At 37.3% G+C, this 21,187-nt stretch carries 18 protein-coding genes and 1 pseudogene; 13 read left to right on the top strand and 6 right to left on the bottom strand.

Annotation, left to right across the window (positions count from 1 at the left end):
• Window positions 1-33: 33 nt before the first annotated feature.
• The 10 genes and pseudogenes from smc (at window position 34) to H6G59_RS09940 (ending at window position 9,743) form a co-directional block, all read left to right on the top strand.
• On the top strand, window positions 34-3,621 hold the full coding sequence (gene smc / locus H6G59_RS09985; protein WP_190713946.1) for a chromosome segregation protein SMC: 3,588 nt from the start codon (window positions 34-36) through the stop codon (window positions 3,619-3,621).
• 173 nt (window positions 3,622-3,794) lie between these two features.
• Complete coding sequence (locus H6G59_RS09980; protein ID WP_190713944.1) at window positions 3,795-4,838, top strand: hypothetical protein; 1,044 nt, start codon at window positions 3,795-3,797, stop codon at window positions 4,836-4,838.
• Window positions 4,839-4,933: 95 nt separating this feature from the next.
• Window positions 4,934-5,983: an AAA family ATPase gene (locus tag H6G59_RS09975; protein WP_190713942.1), complete on the top strand. Its 1,050-nt coding sequence runs from the start codon at window positions 4,934-4,936 to the stop codon at window positions 5,981-5,983.
• A gap of 104 nt (window positions 5,984-6,087) precedes the next feature.
• Entirely contained in the window at window positions 6,088-6,495 is a 408-nt protein-coding gene (locus tag H6G59_RS09970; protein WP_199332006.1) for a hypothetical protein, read from the top strand.
• A gap of 278 nt (window positions 6,496-6,773) precedes the next feature.
• Window positions 6,774-7,010 carry a DUF433 domain-containing protein gene (locus H6G59_RS09965; RefSeq protein ID WP_190713940.1) on the top strand — a complete coding sequence of 79 codons (237 nt, stop codon included), beginning with the start codon at window positions 6,774-6,776 and terminating at the stop codon, window positions 7,008-7,010.
• Between the two features lie 152 nt (window positions 7,011-7,162).
• Entirely contained in the window at window positions 7,163-7,453 is a 291-nt protein-coding gene (locus H6G59_RS09960) for a DUF5615 family PIN-like protein (RefSeq protein ID WP_242038841.1), read from the top strand.
• Between the two features lie 134 nt (window positions 7,454-7,587).
• Window positions 7,588-7,872, top strand: a complete 285-nt coding sequence (locus H6G59_RS09955; RefSeq protein ID WP_242038840.1) for a toxin-antitoxin system TumE family protein — start codon at window positions 7,588-7,590, stop codon at window positions 7,870-7,872.
• A complete protein-coding gene (locus H6G59_RS09950) occupies window positions 7,869-8,222 on the top strand; it encodes an HVO_A0114 family putative DNA-binding protein (RefSeq protein WP_015081437.1) in 354 nt (117 codons plus the stop codon). Before H6G59_RS09955 ends, H6G59_RS09950 begins: the two co-directional genes overlap by 4 nt.
• A gap of 154 nt (window positions 8,223-8,376) precedes the next feature.
• Window positions 8,377-8,577 (top strand): annotated as a pseudogene (locus H6G59_RS27330) (hypothetical protein); the annotation flags it as partial.
• A gap of 185 nt (window positions 8,578-8,762) precedes the next feature.
• On the top strand, window positions 8,763-9,743 hold the full coding sequence (locus H6G59_RS09940; protein ID WP_190713937.1) for a PRC-barrel domain-containing protein: 981 nt from the start codon (window positions 8,763-8,765) through the stop codon (window positions 9,741-9,743).
• Between the two features lie 229 nt (window positions 9,744-9,972).
• Here H6G59_RS09940 and H6G59_RS09935 read toward each other — a convergent pair whose 3' ends face one another.
• From H6G59_RS09935 to H6G59_RS09925, 3 genes are all read right to left on the bottom strand, one after another.
• Window positions 9,973-10,740: a hypothetical protein gene (locus H6G59_RS09935; protein ID WP_190713936.1), complete on the bottom strand. Its 768-nt coding sequence runs from the start codon at window positions 10,738-10,740 to the stop codon at window positions 9,973-9,975.
• Between the two features lie 65 nt (window positions 10,741-10,805).
• Window positions 10,806-11,354: a hypothetical protein gene (locus tag H6G59_RS09930; protein WP_190713933.1), complete on the bottom strand. Its 549-nt coding sequence runs from the start codon at window positions 11,352-11,354 to the stop codon at window positions 10,806-10,808.
• 209 nt (window positions 11,355-11,563) lie between these two features.
• On the bottom strand, window positions 11,564-13,159 hold the full coding sequence (locus tag H6G59_RS09925) for a tetratricopeptide repeat protein (protein ID WP_190713931.1): 1,596 nt from the start codon (window positions 13,157-13,159) through the stop codon (window positions 11,564-11,566).
• Between the two features lie 230 nt (window positions 13,160-13,389).
• Here H6G59_RS09925 and H6G59_RS09920 point away from each other — a divergent pair, with 230 nt between their 5' ends.
• Window positions 13,390-14,265 (top strand): TauD/TfdA family dioxygenase, encoded by an 876-nt coding sequence (locus H6G59_RS09920; RefSeq protein ID WP_190713930.1) that lies wholly within the window; start codon window positions 13,390-13,392, stop codon window positions 14,263-14,265.
• 220 nt (window positions 14,266-14,485) lie between these two features.
• Here H6G59_RS09920 and H6G59_RS09915 read toward each other — a convergent pair whose 3' ends face one another.
• From H6G59_RS09915 to H6G59_RS09905, 3 genes are all read right to left on the bottom strand, one after another.
• Entirely contained in the window at window positions 14,486-15,991 is a 1,506-nt protein-coding gene (locus H6G59_RS09915) for a UbiD family decarboxylase (protein WP_190713928.1), read from the bottom strand.
• Window positions 15,992-16,239: 248 nt separating this feature from the next.
• A complete protein-coding gene (locus H6G59_RS09910; protein WP_190713926.1) occupies window positions 16,240-16,638 on the bottom strand; it encodes a type II toxin-antitoxin system PemK/MazF family toxin in 399 nt (132 codons plus the stop codon).
• On the bottom strand, window positions 16,623-16,904 hold the full coding sequence (locus tag H6G59_RS09905) for a hypothetical protein (protein WP_190713924.1): 282 nt from the start codon (window positions 16,902-16,904) through the stop codon (window positions 16,623-16,625). Before H6G59_RS09905 ends, H6G59_RS09910 begins: the two co-directional genes overlap by 16 nt.
• A gap of 482 nt (window positions 16,905-17,386) precedes the next feature.
• Between H6G59_RS09905 and H6G59_RS09900 the strand changes: the two genes are divergently transcribed.
• Both H6G59_RS09900 and H6G59_RS09895 read left to right on the top strand, forming a co-directional pair.
• Entirely contained in the window at window positions 17,387-19,870 is a 2,484-nt protein-coding gene (locus H6G59_RS09900) for a vWA domain-containing protein (protein WP_190713922.1), read from the top strand.
• A gap of 386 nt (window positions 19,871-20,256) precedes the next feature.
• Window positions 20,257-20,775 carry a DUF29 family protein gene (locus H6G59_RS09895; RefSeq protein WP_190713920.1) on the top strand — a complete coding sequence of 173 codons (519 nt, stop codon included), beginning with the start codon at window positions 20,257-20,259 and terminating at the stop codon, window positions 20,773-20,775.
• Window positions 20,776-21,187 lie beyond the last annotated feature (412 nt).

Here is a 21,187-nt window from a genome sequence, read left to right as displayed (position 1 = left end):
ACTTGTTCTTTGAACATCGGTTAACCAGCGCCTATGGTGTACGTCAAGCGCGTTGAACTTACGAACTTCAAATCCTTCGGCGGCACTACTTCTGTCCCTTTGCTGCCGGGGTGTACTGTCATATCTGGACCGAATGGTTCGGGTAAATCTAATATTCTCGATGCTTTGCTGTTTTGTTTGGGACTCGCTAGTTCTAAGGGTATGCGGGCTGAACGTTTACCGGATTTGGTAAATAATGCTCAAAAGCATAAGGGACGTTCGGCGCTGGAAGCTAGTGTGACGGTGACTTTTGATATTTCTGATGTCTCACGCAGAGGCGCAGAGGCACAGAGGGAGGAGGAAGAGGAGAATAATTCCCAGTCCCCAAGTGAGTGGAGTGTGACTCGGCGGTTACGGGTTACTCATCAAGGAACTTATACGTCGAATTATTATATTAATGGTGTTGCTTGTACTCTGACTGAGTTACATGAGCAATTGAGTGACCTGCGGGTTTATCCTGAGGGGTATAATGTGGTGTTGCAGGGTGATGTGACTAGCATTATTTCGATGAATGCGCGGGAACGTCGGGAAATTATTGATGAGTTGGCTGGGGTGGCTACGTTTGATAGGAAGATTCGTCAAGCTAAGGCTACTTTGGATGAGGTGAAGGAAAAGGAAGACAGTTGTCGGATTATTGAGACTGAATTAACTGTACAGCGCGATCGCCTTTCACAAGATAAAGCTAAGGCTGAAAGGTATCAAAAGCTAAAAACGGAGTTTCTACATAAGCAGTCTTGGGAAGCGGTTCTATCTTGGCGTTCTCTTCAAGCACAGCAGGAAAAGTTAACCGCGCAAATTCAAAATAGCGATCGCAATTTTACCGATTTCACTACCCAACTAACAACGGTTAACGCAGAAATTACTCAAAAAACTGCTGAACTTGAGGAACTCAATATCCGTGTTAAAGCTTTGGGTGAGGAGGAACTTTTGGCGGTACAAGCTTCTCTGGCTACTCAAGAAGCTGAACGCAAGCAACTCCAACGTCAGCAAAAGGATTTGGAAACATCCATAGCAGAATCTGCAAGGCGTTTACATCAATCTCATCAAGATATTCAACAATATCAGCTTTCTTTAGAACAAGCAGCACAACAACAAAATGTAGAAACGTTGCAAGTAACGTCTTTACAAACAGAACAAAATGAAACTCAGCAAGCTTTAGAATCTTCTCGCGCTGCTGCTGCGGAAATTGCTACCGCTTCGGAAGCTTGGGTTCAGCAACAAACGGCTTTAAATCGCCAAATTGAAGTTTTGCTGCAAACTCTTGAACCCCAACGCACTGAACAAGCGCAATTACAAGAACGAAATACTCAATTACAGCAACTGATTTCTGAACAATCTCAGCTAATTGCTAGTTTAGAACCTGAATTGACAGCAAAGCAAGCTGAAGGTTTACGGGTGGAAACGGAATTTAATGCTTCTAGTCAACCTATCCAAAATTTAGCTGAAAATCTCGCCGCGACTGAACAAGAATTGCAAATTCAACAAGAAACCCAAAAGCGTCTTTTGCAAGAACAGCGAGAAAAGCAACGTCAATTAGATAAATTAGAAGCACAGACTCAAGCACAGCAAGAGGTACAAGGAACACAAGCCAGTAAGGTAATTTTACAGTCGGGAATGCCGGGATTGTGTGGTTTGGTTGTACAGTTGGGAACGGTAGATCCTCGTTATCAGTTGGCGTTGGAAATCTCTGCTGGTGGACGTTTGGGACATATTGTGGTGGAAGATGATAGTATTGCCTCGGCGGGAATTGAACTGCTGAAACAAAAACGCGCCGGTAGAGCAACTTTTTTACCTTTGAATAAAATTCAAGCACCTAAATCTGTCCAAGATGCAACTTTGCGTTTTGCCGATGGTTTTGTGAATTATGCTGCTAATTTGGTAGAGTGCGATCGCCGTTATCGAGATGTGTTTAACTATGTTTTTGGGAATACAGTGGTTTTTGCCAGTCTCGCACAAGCGCGAAAGCAGTTAGGTTTATATCGTATTGTCACTTTACAAGGGGAATTGTTAGAAACTAGCGGTGCAATGACTGGGGGAAGTAATACTCAGCGTTCAGCGTTGCGTTTTGGAACTGGGGAAGCAGCCGAATCTGACGAAGTCGTTAATTTAAAAACTCGCTTGGTAGATATTGAACGTGTTTTAGAACGTTGTGGAGAAGCAATTTCTACTTTAGCAATTCGCACCAAAACTCTAACTCAAGAACTGACGGAAGCGCGACAAGCAAGACGAGAACAGCAGTTACAGTTGGAACAGTTGCAAAAAGATATTAAGAGTTTAACAGCGCAATTGGCAAATACACGCGCTCAACTTTCCCAAAATACCGAAAAATTCACCACTGCACAATCTCGTCTGGAAGTTTTAGATCGGGAATTACCAGGACAAGAATCACAACTGCAACAATTAAGACATACTTTATCAGAGTTGGAAGCTTCCCAAACACCTAGTGAATGGCAACAAATCCAAGCCGTCATTAAAACTCAAGAGCAACAATTGCGACAAAAAGAAAGTGATTTAAGAGAAGCCGAACAAAGATTGAAAAATCTCGAAAATCAACAACAGCGTTTACAAGAAAAAATCCAAGAAGCGCAAACGCGGGTTTTACAATCTCAGCAAGAACAAGAAAGTCAGCAAAATCAGCTTACTTCCCTCAGCACTCAGTACTCAGCACTCAGCACTCTGATAGCTGAAACTCAAGCTAGTTTGCGGAAAATGGAGGAGAATTTAGGGGAAGAGAAGCGAAAACGGGATGGAACAGAAACAGAAGTGCGATCGCTCTTATTGCGTCAACAACAATTACAATGGGAAATTGAAAAACTGCAAGAAATCCAGCAGAAGCGACGGGAAGAATTAGCAGCTTTACAAACCCAATTGCGAGAATTAGGTGCAGAATTACCAAATCCCCTCCCCGAAGTTCCTAATCAAGTCGATTTAGACGAATTGCAGAAAGAATTGCGAAGTTTGTCCAAACGCTTACAGGCAATGGAACCTGTAAATATGTTAGCGTTGGAAGACCATGATAAAGTCCAAAGTCGTCTCCAAGAACTTACCGATAAATTAACGACATTAGAAGCAGAACGCACAGAATTACTTTTACGAATTGAAAACTTTACCACCTTGCGACAAATGGCTTTTAAAGAAGCTTTCGACGCAGTAAATGAGAACTTTCAATCAATTTTCGCCACACTTTCCGACGGTGATGGTTATTTACAACTTGATAATCCCGAAGATCCCTTTAACAGTGGTTTAAACCTAGTCGCACACCCCAAAGGTAAACCGGTACAGCGTCTTGCTTCTATGTCAGGAGGTGAAAAATCCTTAACTGCCTTAAGTTTTATCTTTTCCCTGCAACGCTATCGTCCATCCCCATTTTACGCCTTTGACGAAGTAGATATGTTTCTCGATGGTGCAAATGTGGAACGGTTAGCGAAAATGATTAAACAACAGGCGGAACAGGCACAGTTTATTGTAGTGAGTTTGCGCCGTCCGATGATAGAGTCGGCACAGAGAACAATAGGTGTAACTCAAGCTAGAGGCGCATATACTCAAGTTTTGGGTATTAAGTTACAATCATCTGACCATTGAAGCATTCCGCAGAATTGCGTAAGATATATAATTGTGAAGCGATGGATCTATAAAAGAGCATTGGATTGGAAAATATTTTGATTTTGAGTTGGGAGTATTGGTTTTAGCCTTACCGTTAGGCATCGCCTGTCACTCAATTCAACCATGATATTGTAAAATAAAATACAAAACACATGGACGACATAAAAGAAATTCTTATTGAAAAAGGAATAATTAAAGTATTTGATTATCAAGAACTAGATACAGACTTGATAGATACTTATAACTATTTTGAAAATAAATTTCAGGAATTATATCAATGTAAGGCTGACATATTTCATCTAGATAATTGCTTTTTCTACATAAGCAACAGCTATAGATGCAATGCTTTTGCAGGAAGAATTGAAAATCACAATATTATAGGAATTACTAATGGATACCCTGTCTTAATAAAAGACAAGTTTAATGATAATTTTTTTTCAAACAGCCTATGTATTGCCTTTCTTAACAAAAAATCTATCTCAGATGCTTATTGTGATCTCCATGAAGACCAAAACTTTAAATTGAATGAATTCGTGTTGAATTGCTCAATTGAATATACCTTTGGTCATGAATTTCAGCATATTTTACAGTTTAATAGCTCCAAAATATCTAAGGATGCCTTATATTCAGAAAACTTAGATATTATAAATAATGATTTTAACCTAAAGAAACATACATGGGAATTTGATGCAGATAGAATGGCATCTTATGAGGTATTAAAGTACGCATTTAGTGTGTATACAAACCTGAAAAACAAGGATAATGAAAAACTTAAGTGTTTGTTTTACATTGCCTTGGCAAGTATAGTCATTACAAAAAATCTATTTTATTTTGGAGTCATGAATCAATTCAACCAAGAATATACTATCAATAAGCAAGATTTTTATACAAAGCAATTCTCACACCCCCATCCGTTAGTGAGAATATTTAATATTATTGACTATTTTTATGATAATGTTAAAGATGACTTCCCTAAACTGGAAATTGATTCTCAAGAACTCTTCAACAATGTTCTAGGAATTTCAACACTGTATTTCAATAATCTTATTCCAAATCAAAATGTAATGGAAAATTTTAACCAAGATATAAAAGATAATATAGATGAAATATATAGATACAGTCAAGAATTATATGATTTTGCGATTAAAGACAAATCTATTAAAAAATTATTGAAAAAGCGCGGAATTAAATTCTGATCATAAATGAATAATTTGTGCAATGGTGTCGGAAGAGTACGTTGCCTTTTGCCTCTTGCCTTGCCATAACGACAATTTTTAACGCCTACCTACTTATGCTAAATAATCTAAATATTAAAAACTTCACAGTTTTTCCTAGTGCAAATCTCCAATTCTCTAAATATCTAAATGTAATAGTTGGAGAAAATGGATCGGGAAAAACACATCTTCTTAAAGTCGCCTATTCAGCACTTGCAACCAGTTGGGAAGAAAGCCGCAAACCCACAAGCATTACACCAACAAAAGCTTTATTGCAAACTCGTCTAGCAGACAAGCTTATCAATGTTTTTCGTCCAGAATCTCTTGGCCGACTGACTAGAAGAAAGCAAGGACGTGAGAGATGTGACATTAAACTCTTATTTGAAGATAAACAGTTCAATTTTGAATTTAGCTTCTCTACAAACAGTAAAACAGAGGTACTAATAGAGCAAGTTCCCAAGGCTTGGCTTGACAGTTCTCCAGCTTATATCCCAACTCGTGAGTTACTCAGTATTTTCCCAAACTTTGTTTCAGTGTACGAAGGCCATTACCTTGAATTTGAAGAGACTTGGCGAGATACTTGTATACTTCTAGGCGCTCCTTTACAGCGAGGGACTAAAGAGAAAAGAATTCAAGAATTGTTAACTCCACTTGAACAAGCAATGGGTGGCTCAATTGAGCTAGATAAGAATGGGCGTTTTTATTTGAAGAATGAGCGCGGTCGCTTTGAGATGCCACTTGTTGCAGAAGGCCAGCGTAAACTAGCAATGTTGGCGCGTTTAATTGCCACTGGGGTATTAATGGACAAAGGTTTCTTATTCTGGGATGAGCCTGAAGCAAATCTCAATCCACTTCTGATCAAACAAGTAGCTCAAAGCATCGTGAATCTAAGTAAAACAGGTATTCAAGTATTTATTGCTACTCACAGTTTATTTCTGTTGCGTGAGCTTGAAATATTAATGACAGATAAGCAAAATATTGAACTCAACTCACGATTCTTTGGTTTGCACTTTTCAGATGACGGTGTTGTAGTCAACCAAGGAGATGCAATTGACGAAATTGGCGATATTACAACACTGGACGAAGAGCTTGCTCAATCTGATCGCTTTATCAGTAGTGGGGTTTGAGTGTGACAAAGATCCCAGTTGATAGCTTGATATTTACCTTTCCCGATTCATGGAAAGTTTGCAAGTACGATGAATGGGCTTTTTATCGTCACCAGTTCTCTAAGATGTCGCCTGGAATTAAAGCAGTTGATCTTCTCGCAATTGAGAGTCAGGTGATATGGTTAATTGAAGCCAAGGACTATAGACAGCATCCTCGGACTAAAACCATAGATTTAGCAGATGAAGTAGTGCAAAAAGTCTTGTATACCCTTGCGTCCATGTTGCCTGCCAAGATTAACGCATCGAATACTTCCGAAAGTCATTTTGCTACGGAAGTTTTAAGAGGTCAACAGTTGCGTGTTGTTTTGCATCTTGAGCAGCCAGTAAAAACTTCAAAGTTATTTCCACGTGCTATTGACCCTTCAAAGGTACAGCTTAAATTGAGAAGTCTAATCAAACCAATTGATCCGCATCCAAAAGTCGTTGAGTCTACCCAGATGCAAGGGTTACAGTGGACAGTGACGGAACTATGAATACTTAATTTTAATCTCCGCGTCTAAATAGATGGTAATAGCTAACACTGTTTTGGTATCAACCGCAAAGACTGTTTCTTAGATTCCCAAAGGGCTTTTGTCAGTTTGCCATTTACACCTTGACTAAGTGCGATCGCTATTTATAACTCGACCAAATGCGATCGCGAAGCACTTCCTAGTAATCGCGCAACGCTGACTTTCGGTTCGATTTTTTCCATTTTCATAGAACTCGAAAAATCAAGTAGAATTAATTTAGTGCCAACATAACATCTAATATCATGAATAACCTTCTATTAAATAGAATAACAATTAACCATGATATTTGTCATGGTAAACCGTGTATTCGTGGATTGCGCTATCCGGTGGAAATGATTTTAGAACTTTTGAGTTCAGGCATGAATATTGATGATATTTTAGAAGATTATGATGATTTAGAATACGAAGATATTTTAGCAGTTCTCAGCTTTGCTACTCGACTCACTCAAGTTAAAAGTATCTTCCAATTAGTTTCATAAAGTTCTTGATTGATGCTCAATTACTAATGCGAATTGCCATTAGAGAACTTAGGTTGTGATGTTATAAGCTGTTACGCACCTAAATTGGATAATCCTAAAATGGTTAAATCCTGTGGGGTCGGCATCCTGCACACCAGACTTGTACAAATTAAATGCACAACAGCTTACACACCAAGAATCTTCCTTTAAAAAATGCAACTCCAGATTCGGAAATCAACAAAATATCAATCCTGGAACAGAGAATTGTTATTACCAAGGATAAAGATTTTTTAGATTCTTTTTTAATCAAACAAGAGCCTTATAAACTACTAATGATAACGACAGGTAATATTAGTAACAAACAAATTGAACAACTTTTTCTACAAAATATTACTCAAATAATCGAATTGTTTTTGACGTATGATTTTTTAGAAATGACCAGAGATAGTTTGATTATTCATTAGCGCTAGTGCGCCTATTGGTGTTAAGTGTAATCGGCGAATTGACAAGTCAGCGCTTGCGCTATCGCTCAACTGTGCCGTTCGGATCATAATATTGCTACTCGACAGAAGTTAAATATATTGCTACAATGCAATATATGAAGGCCACTCTAATCGCCAAAGCAAAAGAAGTTAATGACGACGGATCAATCGTCGAGGTTGTTATATGGGAATTACCAGAACCAACACCACCAAGCACACATAAATACAAATACAGATTATTTTACGGGCAGAATGGAAAATGTAGAATTCGATATGACAACGAACGCGGAAAAGGAGATCATAAACATATAAACTCACACGAAATAGATTATAAGTTCACAAGCATTGATAAATTGCTTGACGATTTTGAAAAAGACATTGAAACCTGGAGTGAATCATGAAAGCAATTATTGAAGTAGCCAAAGGTGGTTCTGCAATCCGAGCCGCTCGTCAACAAATTAAAGACTCCGAAATTGGAAAGCCAGTAAATTTTAGACTTTCATTTGAATCTGCAAAATCACTTTTTAGCGAGCTAACGCCTGCTCGACTTGATTTGCTTGATACTTTAAGCAAAATAGAGCCATGCAGTATTTACGCGCTGGCAAAAACAGCCGAAAGAAACTATTCAAACGTACACACAGACGTAAATCGCCTGGAAGAACTGGGATTAATTGAACGGACAGAAGAAGACAAAATATCTGTACCGTTTGAATCCGTTGAAATATTCATGCCACTAGCGAAAGCAGTGTGAGAAATTGATAAAGTGCGATAGCGTTCGCAAAGCGTCCCAGAGGGAACTAGTGCGACCTAGGAATCGCTCGTAGGTTAGGTTGACTAAAGTGCGATCGTACAGCGCGACCTAGGAATCGCTAGGGCTGAATAAAATTTGACTAGATTGTACGCCTTTTGATGAAGTAGATATGTTTTTAGATGGAGCAAACGTCGAACGATTAGCTAGAATGATTAAACAACAGGCATAACAAGCTCAATTTATTGTTGTGAGTTTACGTCGGCCAATGATAGAATCAGCCGAACGTACAATTGGGGTTACTCAAGCCAGGGAAGCGTATACTCAAGTTTTGGGTATTAAATTAGGTGGCAGGTGACAGGCAACAGGTAACAGATAAAGATATTACCAATTACCAATTACCAATTACCAATTACCAGCCTAAAATAGATAATTAACAACTTGAGTTAATATATAAGCTTAAGTTTCTGTTAAAAATAGTGTATACATAAACCGGATTCGAGATTGCCTACGGCACGCTAAGTGAACAGGACGACCTATAGAATGACCTCTGAACAAGTTATTAGACGTTCCGATATATTAAACACCCAGGTAATCACCCGCGACAACGGCAAACGGCTGGGTATCGTGAGTCAAGTCTGGATTGACATTGATCAAAGAGAGGTTGTGGCGCTTGGTTTACGAGACAGCCTGATCTCTATCTCTGGACTGCCTCGCCAAATGTATCTCAACAGCATCAACCAAATCGGTGATGTCATCCTCGTTGATAACGAAGATGTCATCGAAGATATTGAAGTTGAAGCCCTCAGCAACTTGATGAACTGGGAAGTTATTACCGAAACAGGCGAAGTCCTGGGTAAGGTGCGAGGCTTTAAGTTTAATGGAGAAACTGGTAAAATCTATTCCATCGTCATCGCTGCTTTGGGAGTTCCCCAAATACCCGACCAATTTTTGAGTACCTACGAAATATCAATAGACGAAATTGTTAGTACTGGTCCGAGTCGGTTAATTGTCTTTGAAGGTGCTGAAGAACGAGTTAACCAGTTGACAGTCGGTATTCTAGAACGGCTGGGTATTGGTAAAGCACCTTGGGAGAGAGATGCCGACGAAGAATATGGCTATTCTGCGCCACGTACAGTTTCACCAGCCAATCAACTACCTAGTGGAGTACCATTACAGCCCCCTAGACCCAAAGTCCGCACTCCTGAACCTATAGCGCGGGAAGAAGAATGGACTGAAGACTATATAGAAGAAGAAAGACCACAGCGGCGGGTAATGCAGGCGCGGCAGTACGAATCAATTCAATACGAAGAAGACGAAGAAGATAATTGGAGTGAAGCAAGCGGTCAAGATAAATATCAAGAACCGCTAAAAGTTCAACCCTACAAAAAGCCATACACCGACGATTATGACGATTATGATGATGTCGAAGGTGATGCTTGGGATGATGCACCCAAACCAGTGAATATTCCCAAGAAGGTGAAGGAAAGACAACCGGAGTACGAAGAAGAAGGCGGATATTAACAACCCCGATACGCCTGTTACGACAACGGGGCAAAGCCCCACAATTCACTGACTTACCAACCCCTTCTCCCAAACAGCGAGGAGGGGTTATATCATGTGCGTTTGAATACTTATCATTTAGACTGACGCGGAGACAGAGAGACCCTCTTATGCGGAGGATTTTTTGCCTAAGTCCCGTTAGGCGGACATGATATTAACCTGAGTTCGGTTTTTAGCTTCGCTATCGTGCTTAACTACATCCAGTTGCTGAAGCCGAATTAACTATTTTTAAGTCACCAGAGAATACTGCTTTATATGAAAAAGGTGACGAACCAGAACAAGTCATGGAATTTTTATTAGGACGACGGGGACTCCACCAAGAATCTGACTGTACAGTTAAAGTAGTGCCATTCCATGACAGTCCCTTAACAATTAAAGAGTTACTTTTCCCATCACTAGGCTTTCTGGCACTGAGAAATGTAGCATAATTGACATTTCCATTAGCGGGGTCAATCCGGGCTATAACTGCTACTTTTGCACCGCCACCACTACCATAGCTGGGTAGCCAACGGCCAGTAGCAAAGCGCCGGAAATCATTACCAGTTTGGCTACCAGTGGAAGAGAAAACGCCGTATAAAACACTTCCTCCATTCCAAATCAGTCCATAGCCACTACCATCATCACCAGTGGTTTCGTAGTCGCTACGACACCATTTTTTCACACCTTTATCAAAACGGATGATGCGGGGGTCTTTGTTATTAGATGATACTTGCTGATAACCAATGTAGATTGTTGATGTGCCAACAGTTACCTTTGCTCCATTTTTAGCTTTGATTGTCGCTTCTGTGTCGTTGCAAGTAAAGGTCACACTGTTCTTGACAGATGAAACTGGAGTAGTTTGGGCTAAAGCGGGTGCATCTATGGCGGTGATTCCTAAATTAGCAGCTAATATTACTGATAATGCTGGAAATTGCAGATATTTTGTTACTTGGCGGCTAGAAATCATTGAGTTATTCATCGGATTACAATCACCGTCATTATGTATATGGCAACTCCTATTTTGTATACAATTTCCTTTTTTAACTAGAGTGTAATTACTGACTTTACCATTTCTAGTAATTCAGTCTGATTACCTGCTTTTAAGCCAATCTCATACTGCACACCGTTTTTTCGCCAAGTTAAGGTAGCATCTGAACAACCAGCACCACATTGAAAATCTACAAAATAGCCAGTAATACCTTTACCTAAAAATAAAGCTTTACCAGTAAGTTTAGGGGTTTTGCTATTGATAGCTTCACCAGTAATTACACCGAAACGACAGGCAGTACCACCATTACAATCTGGGCTAAAACCCAGTAATATTTCGTACTTGTTTTTTGTCGCAGTTTCGATAATGGCGTAAAGAGGGTTTTCTCCTTCCAATCCTGGCACATACTTAGGTAATAAAATCTTGATTTGAGTTTTTTTCTTTAATTGGGGCAGAATCGATTTAAAAACTGGATGTGGTTGCGAAATTTGACTATTAACTTGCTGTTGTGGTACAGATGCTATGGCTACATCATGAAAGTAAGTGGTACTGACTAGGAAAAATAAGGCAAATAAAGAGCTAAAGTTTTTTGATTTGAGAATCATATTCAAATACTTGCTTGATCAAATATATAGGAATCATAAATAATATCTGATAGCTTGCGTGGCGTAGCCATAAAATTTTAAGTCTCGTAGGGTGGGCATTGCCCACCTACGTATATTGCAAAAATCAAATATTATTCCTATAATAAATTTTACTATAACATTCTAAGCTCCTCTACTTTTTAGAGAAATAGAGGATGAGGATTTGGGTATTAGAAGTTTAAAATATCTAAGGATTTTTCGATTTCTAAATCTAAAATTCTGGCACGCGTATCTTTATGTTCTTCTAACTTTCCTGCTTTCCAATATAAGTCTGCTGCTTTCTGAAAATCCTCAATTGCACCTTGCTTTTCTCCTATTCCCAATCTCGCATTACCTCGGTTATAATAAGCATCTGTATAATTAGAATTAATTTTAATTACTTGGCTAAAATCGGCTATTGCTGCTTCATATTTTCCTAAATCTGAATGAACATTACCTCGGTTATAATAAGCATCTGTATAATTAGAATTAATTTGGATTGCCTGGGTATAATCTGCAATTGCACCGTCCAAGTCTCCTAAATCAGAACGAGTATTGCCTCTATTTTTATAAGCGATGGCATCATCGGGAGCAATTTTAGTATGAATCAACTTTTGCTGATTATCTAGAAGATAGGGAGCAATTCCTCGATTTTTATGAGTAGTGGCATAATCAGGATTAATTGTAATTGCCTGAGTGTAATCTTCAATTGCTCCTTGATTATCACCGATGCGAGAACGAGCTTCAGCACGGTTTTTGTAATTAATGGCGATGTCAGGGTTAATTCTAATTGCTTGGGTGTAATCTTCAATTGCTGCTTGATAATTATCTAATTGATAGTATGTTAAACCTCTTTTATTGTAAGCTTTGCCATCATGAATATTAATATTAATTGCCTGAGTATAATTGGCAATTGCTATCTGAAAATCACCTAATTCATAATGAACTAAACCTAGCTTGTAATAAATTTCAGGATCGTCAGATTTGATTTTCAATGCTTGATTATAGTAATTAACTGCTTCTACGTACTCGCCTTTTTTAAAATGGTCATCACCTATTTGTGTATAATCAATAGTTAAATCATGTCCAGAAGATTTATCTATTTTTGCATAAGCAGGGTGTTTTAATAATTGCTGATGGAATAGGGGTGATTTTGGTTTAATAACTTGATTTTTATGGTTTGTAGAAGCTTGTAATTGTTCTAGATAGCACCATAAACCTCCAGCATATAACAATTGATTTATGCCAAAGGAAATTTTCCCCGTTTTCAATTTAATCATTTGGGTAGGGAGAAACCCAGCTAAAAAAAGGTGATATTTAGATTGGGCTTCATTCACTTCTTCTTGAATCAAAATGCAGACGATAACCGCATTTTTTTGTACTTCTTCTGAACCTACTGACCATCTAACTTTATCAAAAGTACCATGACGAGATTTGACTTCCACACCAATAGAAGAGTCTGTAGTGAGAGTAAAATCACTTTTACCATCACCACCGAAACGTTTTTCATAATCAACTTCAGTAATAAAATTTGCTAAACGCTCTTTAACTACTTCTTCACCTAATTTACCTTTAAGGTTGTTAATAAAAACGTCACGAACTGGGGAAGTCCGCTTATATTTTTCCGCCATCAACCAGCAAAAATCTCTTAATGCTTTTAATCTTTCTCCAGATATAATAGTTAATTCACTATGTTCACCTGGGGTTTGACAGTGAAGGAGACAACCAGATGTTAACCTTTTCAGAAAGTCAGACTGTAGCGATCGCAGCAGGGTAATCCAATCCATTTATTATAGTTCTGCGTTATTTTGTTTGACTTATTGTATGAAAATATGTGATTTGCGTAAATAGATAGCACCCTATCTCCCTTATTTGGTAGGTTGATCTGTTTCAGGTAAGACTTATTGTAGATACTTGTAAATGAAAGTCTATGATAAGATTGAGTATAAGCTTTTGCTATAGCTTATAGTTGCAGATAGCAGTAAGTCTTAACTTTGACAAACATTTGTTAATTAGTATGAATATCACCACACAACCAGTCTCCGAAAGAATAGGTCAACAAATTGTTAACGTAGATAATAAAAGCATCTGGGAAATAGACAGAGAAGCAATTATTAGCCTATATCAAGAATATGGGGTTCTTCTATTTAGAGGATTTGCAACTGATGCTGACATTTTTAGAGAATTTAGCAATTTATTCAGTACTGATTTTTTAAATTATGCTGGTGGTGCTTTCAATAGAAGGGTAATTAATGGAGATAATACTCTTTTAAGTGTCAATGATTTCCAGACAGAGATTAAGTTGCATGGAGAAATGTACTATCAGAAAAATATTCCTTTGATGTTATGGTTTTTCTGTGCTAATCCTGCTTCACAAGATGGGGAAACAACTGTGTGTGATGGTAGGCAATTTTTTGCAGAACTGAGTAATTCAACTAAGGAGTTATTCCGTCATAAGAAGCTAAAGTTTACTGCCAAAATGCAGAAAGATGAGTGGCAGAAAAAATATAAAACTGATGATGTGAATGAGTTAGAAGAAATGTGTAAAAGCAATAATACACATTTGACTATATATGAAGATCAATCAATTGTCTTGGAATATCTTTGTCCAGTAGTTATCTCTAGCAGATGTGGAAAATATCAGGTTTTTATTAATAGCCTTTTACCAGCGATGCAGTTAAATCCTGATGTTTTGAAGTTTGATGATGATTCAAAAATTCCTAATGAACTTATGGATGAATTGAATGCAATAGCAGAAAGACTTACTACCAATATTTCCTGGCAAAAAGGTGATATTCTCATGATTGATAATACGAGAATCATGCACGGAAGAAGGGCGTTTACCGATAAAAATCGAGAAATTTATATCCGGTTATGTTCCCCAGGTTTTTAATATTAATATCAAATCTCCCTCCTTTGATTTGCTCATTAGGCTTAATTTGAGATCAAACCGTTTTCCTCCAGCTATAACACCCCACCCTTAGCCCCTCCCCGCAAGCGAAGAGGGGAACTGGATTTTCCATCTTATGTTCTTTCTTATGGCTGAAAACTACTTCTGGGTAAGGAACTGTGTATATCGTAGCTTTTCAGGAAGGGGTAAGTTTCGATATTACTTACATATCGTAACCAAACAAATTTGGATCAACTTCTCCTAGTTTTAAATCTCCTAAACCATATTCAGCCCAACGTCTTTCTACCATTGCGGAAACCTCAGCATCTGATTCTAATGGTTCACCCCATTCATGTTCTGTTTCTGGAGGAATTTTGGTGGTTGCATCAATTCCCATTCTCCCACCTAAACCGAGTTTTTCACTAGCAAAATCTAAGGTGTCAAAGGGGGTATTTGGTAATATGAATACATCCCGTGAAGGGTCAACTTTAGAACTAATTGCCCAGACGACTTGACGCGGATCACGAATGTTGATATCTTTATCAACAACGATGACAAATTTGGTGTATGTGAATTGGGGTAATGCACTCCAAAAAGCTAAAGCTGCTCGTCGGGCTTGTCCGGGATAAGCTTTATCTATGGAAATAATCGCTGCTTTGTAACTTAATGCTTCCATTGGTAGGAAGAAATCGACTATTTCTGATACTTGTTGGCGTAAAATGGGGGTATAGATGCGGTTGAGTGCGATCGCCATCATCGCTTCTTCTTTCGGTGGACGACCGCTAAATGTGGTCAGATAAATCGGATCTTTGCGGTGGGTCATACACTGAAACCGCACTAACGGTGAATCTTCCACACCACCGTAATAACCCATATGATCACCAAAAGGGCCATCTGGTAAAACTTCCCCTGGTGTAATTGTCCCTTCTAAGACAAATTCTGAATCTGCGGGTACTTCCAAATCTACTGTTTTACACTTGGCTAATTGGACTCCAGAACCGCCATAAAGCCCAGCAAATAACCATTCTGATAAGTCTACAGGAATGGGTGTGGCTGCTGCCATAATAATTAAAGGATCGACACCGAGAGCGATCGCCACTTCTAATTTTTTACCACGTTCGGCAGCTTTGCGTAAATGTCTCGCACCACCCCGCACCGATAACCAGTGTACGGTCATCGTATTATTAGATTGCAGTTGAAGACGATACACACCTACATTTGGCGTTCCCGTCTCACAATCCTTAGTAATTACCAATCCTAGCGTAATAATTTTTCCGGCATCTCCCGGATAAGGACGTATCAAAGGTAACTTATTTAAATCTAAATCCTCACCTTCCACAACCACCTGCTGACAAGCGGGGAAAAAGTCTCTTCCCGGTTTGGCTTTGACAACATCAAACAGCACTTTACCGAAGTCTATGGCTTGGGAAATCTTTTTTGGTGGTTTGGGTTGCTGAAGCATACTCAGCTTCTTCCCCAGGGTTTCCAACTCCTCTGGTTTTTCCATATTCATAGCCCAGCATATCCTTTCCACAGTCCCCATTAAATTTACCGCAACGGGAAAGGATGCACCTTTGACGTTTTCAAACAACAAACCCGGGCCACCTTTTTGCAGCATTCGGTTGGAAATCTCTGCAATTTCCATATCTGGGTCAACTAAAGCCGAAATTCGCTTTAATTGTCCTCTTTCTTCCAGAATTTTGATGAATCCCCGTAAATCTCGCGCCATGTTACCTAAGAATTAAGAAGTGTAAAGTCTTCTTAATCTTAACTTGATATCTGGGTAGTATTTTTGTACTTGATAAATTAAGATTTTCAGAATTAAACGCAGATAAACGCAGATAATTTCTCGTTCCCAGTCTCAGACTGGGAATGCTAATAAGAGGCTCTGCCTCTAAAGAATACATAAAAAACATATCAATTTATGTATGACAACATTAATTAGTCAAAAAAGAAGTCGGGGATATAGGTATTTCATCATTTTGGTTTTTTGCTTCTTTCCCAAGCTTTTGATACTGGTGGTGATGATGATGGCTTTTCTATAATTTCAATAATTGTACTAATCACTTGATGAAGTTTATCATCTTTGAGTTTTCCAATGTATCGAATTACGTTATTTTTATCAACCGTAGCAATAATATTAGGGCGAATATAGCAAGGACTTAAATTTAATTTACCAACCCTAAAATCTTGATCTTCTAACTTAATTTCATAATCTCTACCTGGTTTACTGGTAATAGGACAAATTATAATATTATTATTGTCCGATTCAGTTATAACTAAAGCTGGTCGTTTTTTTGTGGTAGATGTATCAGAGAAAGGAAAAGGAACAGATATCACATCACCTTTAATTAAATGTTCTATAGATCCTTCCATGCTTCGTCTTCTTCTGGTTCAAGCCAAATTTTATTTAATGATGATTCACTCATTTCTAAAAATTCTTTAACTAATATTTTATCATCATCTATATCAACAGTTTGTAAATTTTTAACTACTGCTAATGGCAGTCCAGTTAGTTTGACGATAAAATCTAAATCTATGCCTTCTCGTAACATATTTACCGCAACTTGGGTTAAACCTTGCTGTAAACCTTTTTCCCATGCTTCCTGTAATGTTTGCGCTGGAATTGATAGGTTGTTCATCTTTTTTATATTTATGTAGTTATATTTTTGGAACTCGATTATATTGTAGCATAAATGGGAGTTTAGGAAAGAATTCGTGGATCTAAATGCAGGTTTAGGGATTTGCAAATATTCTACCAGGACTTTTTTTATAACCTATCTCCCACCCTGTAATTTATCACCCTTTTGCCAGACCATCGGTTACAGATACCTAAAAAATCATTATGTTTATTTTGGCACAATCATTAGAGAAATGTAGAGATGTTTTGTGAAACCTCTCTAACTCTGCTTGCAACCAAAAATGAAGGAATATAAAGCTTTTTCCCCTTCCCTTGACATTTTTATAGTATTCATGTACTATATATTTATGTAGAGAAAAAAGAGATTTTCTCAGTGTTGATTTCAACATCATAGTTTTTACAACATATTACAACATCACCCCATCCCAGTATAAATTGATTTATCCTGGACAATATTTCTGTAAAATTACCATCGGCAAAATTATGACAAGTCAAAAAACAAAGTTTGCTGTTTATAATCTCGCAGGTAAAGAAAAAGCTTTCTATTTAACTGAAAAAATCAAACTGGAAATTCAGCCAGATGCTACTCCTAAAAAAATGGTAGCTCATAGTATCATTATTATTGATCGTTCCGGTTCAATGTATTATGATATTGAGGCTTTAAAGGAAACTTTAATTAAACTTTTGACTTTGGATGAATACAGTAATTCAGAATTAGTGATTAGTCTGATTTCTTATTCTTCTAAGGGTGATGTAACTTGCCATTTCCAGCGTATAGCTATTCAGGATGTCATGCAGCCAGATTCACGTTATATTGCCGAAATTAAAGCAATTCAGGCTGGTTGTGCAACTTGTATTTCTCAATCTTTGAAATTAGCTCAAAAATTGATTCGTCCTAGTGAATTAACAGCCATTACTTTACACAGTGACGGCTATGCTAATGATAGCAGTTTTAATTCTGAATCTAAGGCGATAGAAGCCATTTGTAATGATTTGCAAAAGTTGGATGTGTTTGTTAACACTATCGCGTATTCGCCATATTCTGATTTTAAATTTCTAGCCAAAATTGCTAATTCTGTTTCTGGTTCTTGTCTGCAAGCTGGTAATATTAAGGAAGTTTATGATGCTCTTTATAATACCGGAAATGTGTTAAAAGAAGCGACAGGAATAGTCATAGAAGAACCGTTAGCTAGTGACTATAGTTATCAGGTGTTTTTCTCTCCCAGTGCTAAGAAAATTAATGGCACAAATCAAACTTTGAAAATATTTGGTCTGAAGCCCGAAGATGAGGCATATATCTATAAATATAAGCAAATTACCAAAGATGCTTATACTCAATTGACAGATATTCCTGTTGTCCAAAATGATGAATCAGTTTATGCTTTTGCTAAGGCTAATTTAGCAGACGGAAATCTCAATACTGCTAAATATGCGCTTGCTAGTACCTTTAATGCAACTTTAACAGCGAGACACGCGAAAGCTTTAACAAATGAAGACATTGCTAAATTTACCCAAGATTTAGAAATTGCTATCTTTTATCCTCATGTTTTAGCAGAACATGAAATATTAGATCATGTGAAAGTGAATGATAAAATCTCGGTTTTGGCGTTGATTGATATTTTATCACAACATCGTTCACACATTATTATTAACCTCAAACATCTGCAAGCAAATTACCAAAGAAAAGGTGTCAAGCGTGTTAATGGTGTGCGGGGAGAAAATGGGGAGTTAATTCAACCTTGGTTAGAAATAGAATATATTGAACCAGGTGATTATGTGCAGATGGGTAGTTTTGATATTAACCGTAACACAGCGACTATTAATATGCTAATTCAGCAAAAAGTCAAGCTGGTGAAAGTTGAAGATAAAACCGCAATTACAGAAGTGGCTGGTGTGTTATTAAATGATTTAACGACTTTCAATAATTATACTATTGTCAGTGATGGAGAAATTAATGTCAAAGCTTTAAAAGTAAAAATTAGTAGTAAAAAAGCCTTTGATGATTTAAAAGCAGTGGGAGTAATTGATGGGGAAGAATTTGATTTTCAAAAAGAATACACAATTGAGTTAGAGAATTTACCCTTGGTTAGCTTTGAGGGTAATTACAGCATTATTGATGGGTTGTTTTCCCAACTAGCAGAAATCAAAGTTTTGTCTAGTATTCTTGCTGCTCATTTACGCGAAGCATCAGATGTATTTATTCCCGCGCAAATAGAAGAATTGAAAAAACATTATCTCTCCAAAAGTCTGTATCTGAACTTTCCCACTACTAACGAATATACAGACTTAAAAGCAGCTTTATCTGAAGGTACAGTTGACTCCAGAGTGAGTTATAAGATTGATATTGGTGGTACAGAAATTATCAATTTGAGTAAGCTGTCTTCTGCTAATCAGTTTCTGGATAGAAGATACGAAGTTTATGACAAAGAGACTGGAGAAATTTTTCCTAAACCCACCTTTGAACTAGCATTTAATGAAAATATAGCTATTCGTCCTAAAGCAGTTTCTGCGAGAATGAAACTTACCAAAGTCGATGATTTAATGAAACCGATTTTTGATGATTTTCTGGGAATTGAACAAAATGGCAGAGTTGCAGAAATTCTTAACAAAATTGGTGCTGGTAGTTTAGGGTTGTTATTACAAGCAAAACACGCTGGTACAACTGTAAATAAACAGGAAATCATTAATGCGATGACATCAGCGCAAGGTAAATTAGAAGAGTACACAGAAAAAATTTACCAAGAAAATATTTCTCCTTTAGTCTTTTATATTGGTGCGACTGGTTTGTTACCAGATGAAATGTCTGCAAAAGCAATGACTGCTGATGAACTTGCTAGTCAATATCCCAATTTACAGTTTTCTAAATCTGAGCAGGAAGGGACATTTTTCTTAATTGGTGATACTGTAATTAGTGTTTATGCTCAAACAGAATATTACAGTAAGAAGTCGCTATTAGCCGTTATTTAATTGATTTTGTAGGGGTTTAGCAATGCTAAACCCTGAAAATTTTTGGTTTACTGATTATTACAATCAAATGAATTAGCTCTCCATACAGAATTTCAAACCGATACAGATGAAGATATGTCCTTATGGCTAACGCTACGCTATCGGATGTTAGATTATCGATTCAGGGTATATCGTCGGGTTCCTCAAAAAGAAATGCGTCAAGTAATAATCTATTTGCGAAAAACAGGTTCTGACTTAGTAAGTGAAAGAGGATATTTGATATAAAATTTTCGCGCAATCGCCTAACGGCAATCTCGCAGAGTAGACGCAAAGAAATAGATATTTAAGGGTGTGATTTCAAAATATGTTAATATGAAAAATATTGTTACTGTGAGGTTAATAAAGAAATGACACAGGAATTAATAGACCTCAGAAATAGTATTTTAGAACAGCGTTACACTGATGCTTTAGCTATTGTAGATGAGTTGGAGGGAATGGGTAGACAAGCGATTTTAAGAAATATTCAATCTTTTTTAGTGAGATTGATAATTCATTTAATTAAAAATCAGGTAGAAAAACGATTAACTAATTCTTGGGCAAATTCAATTCGCAGTTCAATCAGAGAAATAAAAAAACTTAATTTACAAGATAATAAAACATCTTACTACATCAAGATAGATGAGTGGCAGTTAATATTAGAAGATGAATTTGAAGAAGCTATTCGGGAAGCCAGTGATGAAGTAATGAATGGTATTTATAGTCCATTTCAATTAACAGAAATGGTTGATAAATTGGAGATAATCAATCAATCTCAAATTCTGTTAAACTTGACATATAATTACTCAATCAAGGAATTACCAGCAATGATTGATGATTATTTAACTCAGTTATCTGGTGGTGAAGATTGGAAGTTAGGGAAAAGATGATTAATATTCCTGACTTCTGAATTAAATCTTTTATAAAAAATTAATTAAGATAAATGCAGGTTTAGCAATGTCCGAATACTGGGAAGAATTGATAAACTAACCAGCCTAAAAGTAAGCCTAACCACCAAAGGTAAGGAAACAGCCTATCAAGAGGCTATGGAGGAAATTGAAAACTTGAGCAAATAATTAACATGAGTTAAGCCAAACACAACCCAACAATAAAATTAATCAAAGTTGGGTTTCATTTTCTTCTCTCCTTCTCTCCTCCTTTGCGTCTCTGCGTGAGACAAAAAAATATATTTAACTTACCTAAAAATCGCCATAAAAAATACAACTAGCTACTTAATAACTATAGAAAACTTAACAAAAAAAACGCCAAAATAAAACGGCATTATCTCAACTTGCTGATATT

Origin of the sequence: Anabaena lutea FACHB-196, assembly GCF_014698305.1 — a bacterium.
Taxonomy (GTDB): domain Bacteria; phylum Cyanobacteriota; class Cyanobacteriia; order Cyanobacteriales; family Nostocaceae; genus Anabaena; species Anabaena lutea.
Note: the sequence above shows the minus strand (reverse complement) of the source record. Positions and strands in the feature narration are given on the sequence as shown.

Excerpts from the sequence above, each read along its gene's own strand:
- H6G59_RS09965 (WP_190713940.1), top strand. The coding sequence starts at position 6,774 with ATGAATAACCTTCTATTAAATAGAATAACAATTAACCATGATATTTGT.
- H6G59_RS09910 (WP_190713926.1), bottom strand. The coding sequence starts at position 16,638 with ATGGAAGGATCTATAGAACATTTAATTAAAGGTGATGTGATATCTGTT.
- H6G59_RS09970 (WP_199332006.1), top strand. The coding sequence starts at position 6,088 with ATGTCGCCTGGAATTAAAGCAGTTGATCTTCTCGCAATTGAGAGTCAG.
- H6G59_RS09915 (WP_190713928.1), bottom strand. The coding sequence starts at position 15,991 with ATGGCGCGAGATTTACGGGGATTCATCAAAATTCTGGAAGAAAGAGGA.
- H6G59_RS09955 (WP_242038840.1), top strand. The coding sequence starts at position 7,588 with ATGAAGGCCACTCTAATCGCCAAAGCAAAAGAAGTTAATGACGACGGA.
- H6G59_RS09905 (WP_190713924.1), bottom strand. The coding sequence starts at position 16,904 with ATGAACAACCTATCAATTCCAGCGCAAACATTACAGGAAGCATGGGAA.
- H6G59_RS09895 (WP_190713920.1), top strand. The coding sequence starts at position 20,257 with ATGACACAGGAATTAATAGACCTCAGAAATAGTATTTTAGAACAGCGT.
- H6G59_RS09920 (WP_190713930.1), top strand. The coding sequence starts at position 13,390 with ATGAATATCACCACACAACCAGTCTCCGAAAGAATAGGTCAACAAATT.
- H6G59_RS09940 (WP_190713937.1), top strand. The coding sequence starts at position 8,763 with ATGACCTCTGAACAAGTTATTAGACGTTCCGATATATTAAACACCCAG.
- H6G59_RS09980 (WP_190713944.1), top strand. The coding sequence starts at position 3,795 with ATGGACGACATAAAAGAAATTCTTATTGAAAAAGGAATAATTAAAGTA.
- H6G59_RS09960 (WP_242038841.1), top strand. The coding sequence starts at position 7,163 with ATGCACAACAGCTTACACACCAAGAATCTTCCTTTAAAAAATGCAACT.
- smc (WP_190713946.1), top strand. The coding sequence starts at position 34 with ATGGTGTACGTCAAGCGCGTTGAACTTACGAACTTCAAATCCTTCGGC.
- H6G59_RS09930 (WP_190713933.1), bottom strand. The coding sequence starts at position 11,354 with ATGATTCTCAAATCAAAAAACTTTAGCTCTTTATTTGCCTTATTTTTC.
- H6G59_RS09900 (WP_190713922.1), top strand. The coding sequence starts at position 17,387 with ATGACAAGTCAAAAAACAAAGTTTGCTGTTTATAATCTCGCAGGTAAA.
- H6G59_RS09975 (WP_190713942.1), top strand. The coding sequence starts at position 4,934 with ATGCTAAATAATCTAAATATTAAAAACTTCACAGTTTTTCCTAGTGCA.
- H6G59_RS09925 (WP_190713931.1), bottom strand. The coding sequence starts at position 13,159 with ATGGATTGGATTACCCTGCTGCGATCGCTACAGTCTGACTTTCTGAAA.
- H6G59_RS09950 (WP_015081437.1), top strand. The coding sequence starts at position 7,869 with ATGAAAGCAATTATTGAAGTAGCCAAAGGTGGTTCTGCAATCCGAGCC.
- H6G59_RS09935 (WP_190713936.1), bottom strand. The coding sequence starts at position 10,740 with ATGAATAACTCAATGATTTCTAGCCGCCAAGTAACAAAATATCTGCAA.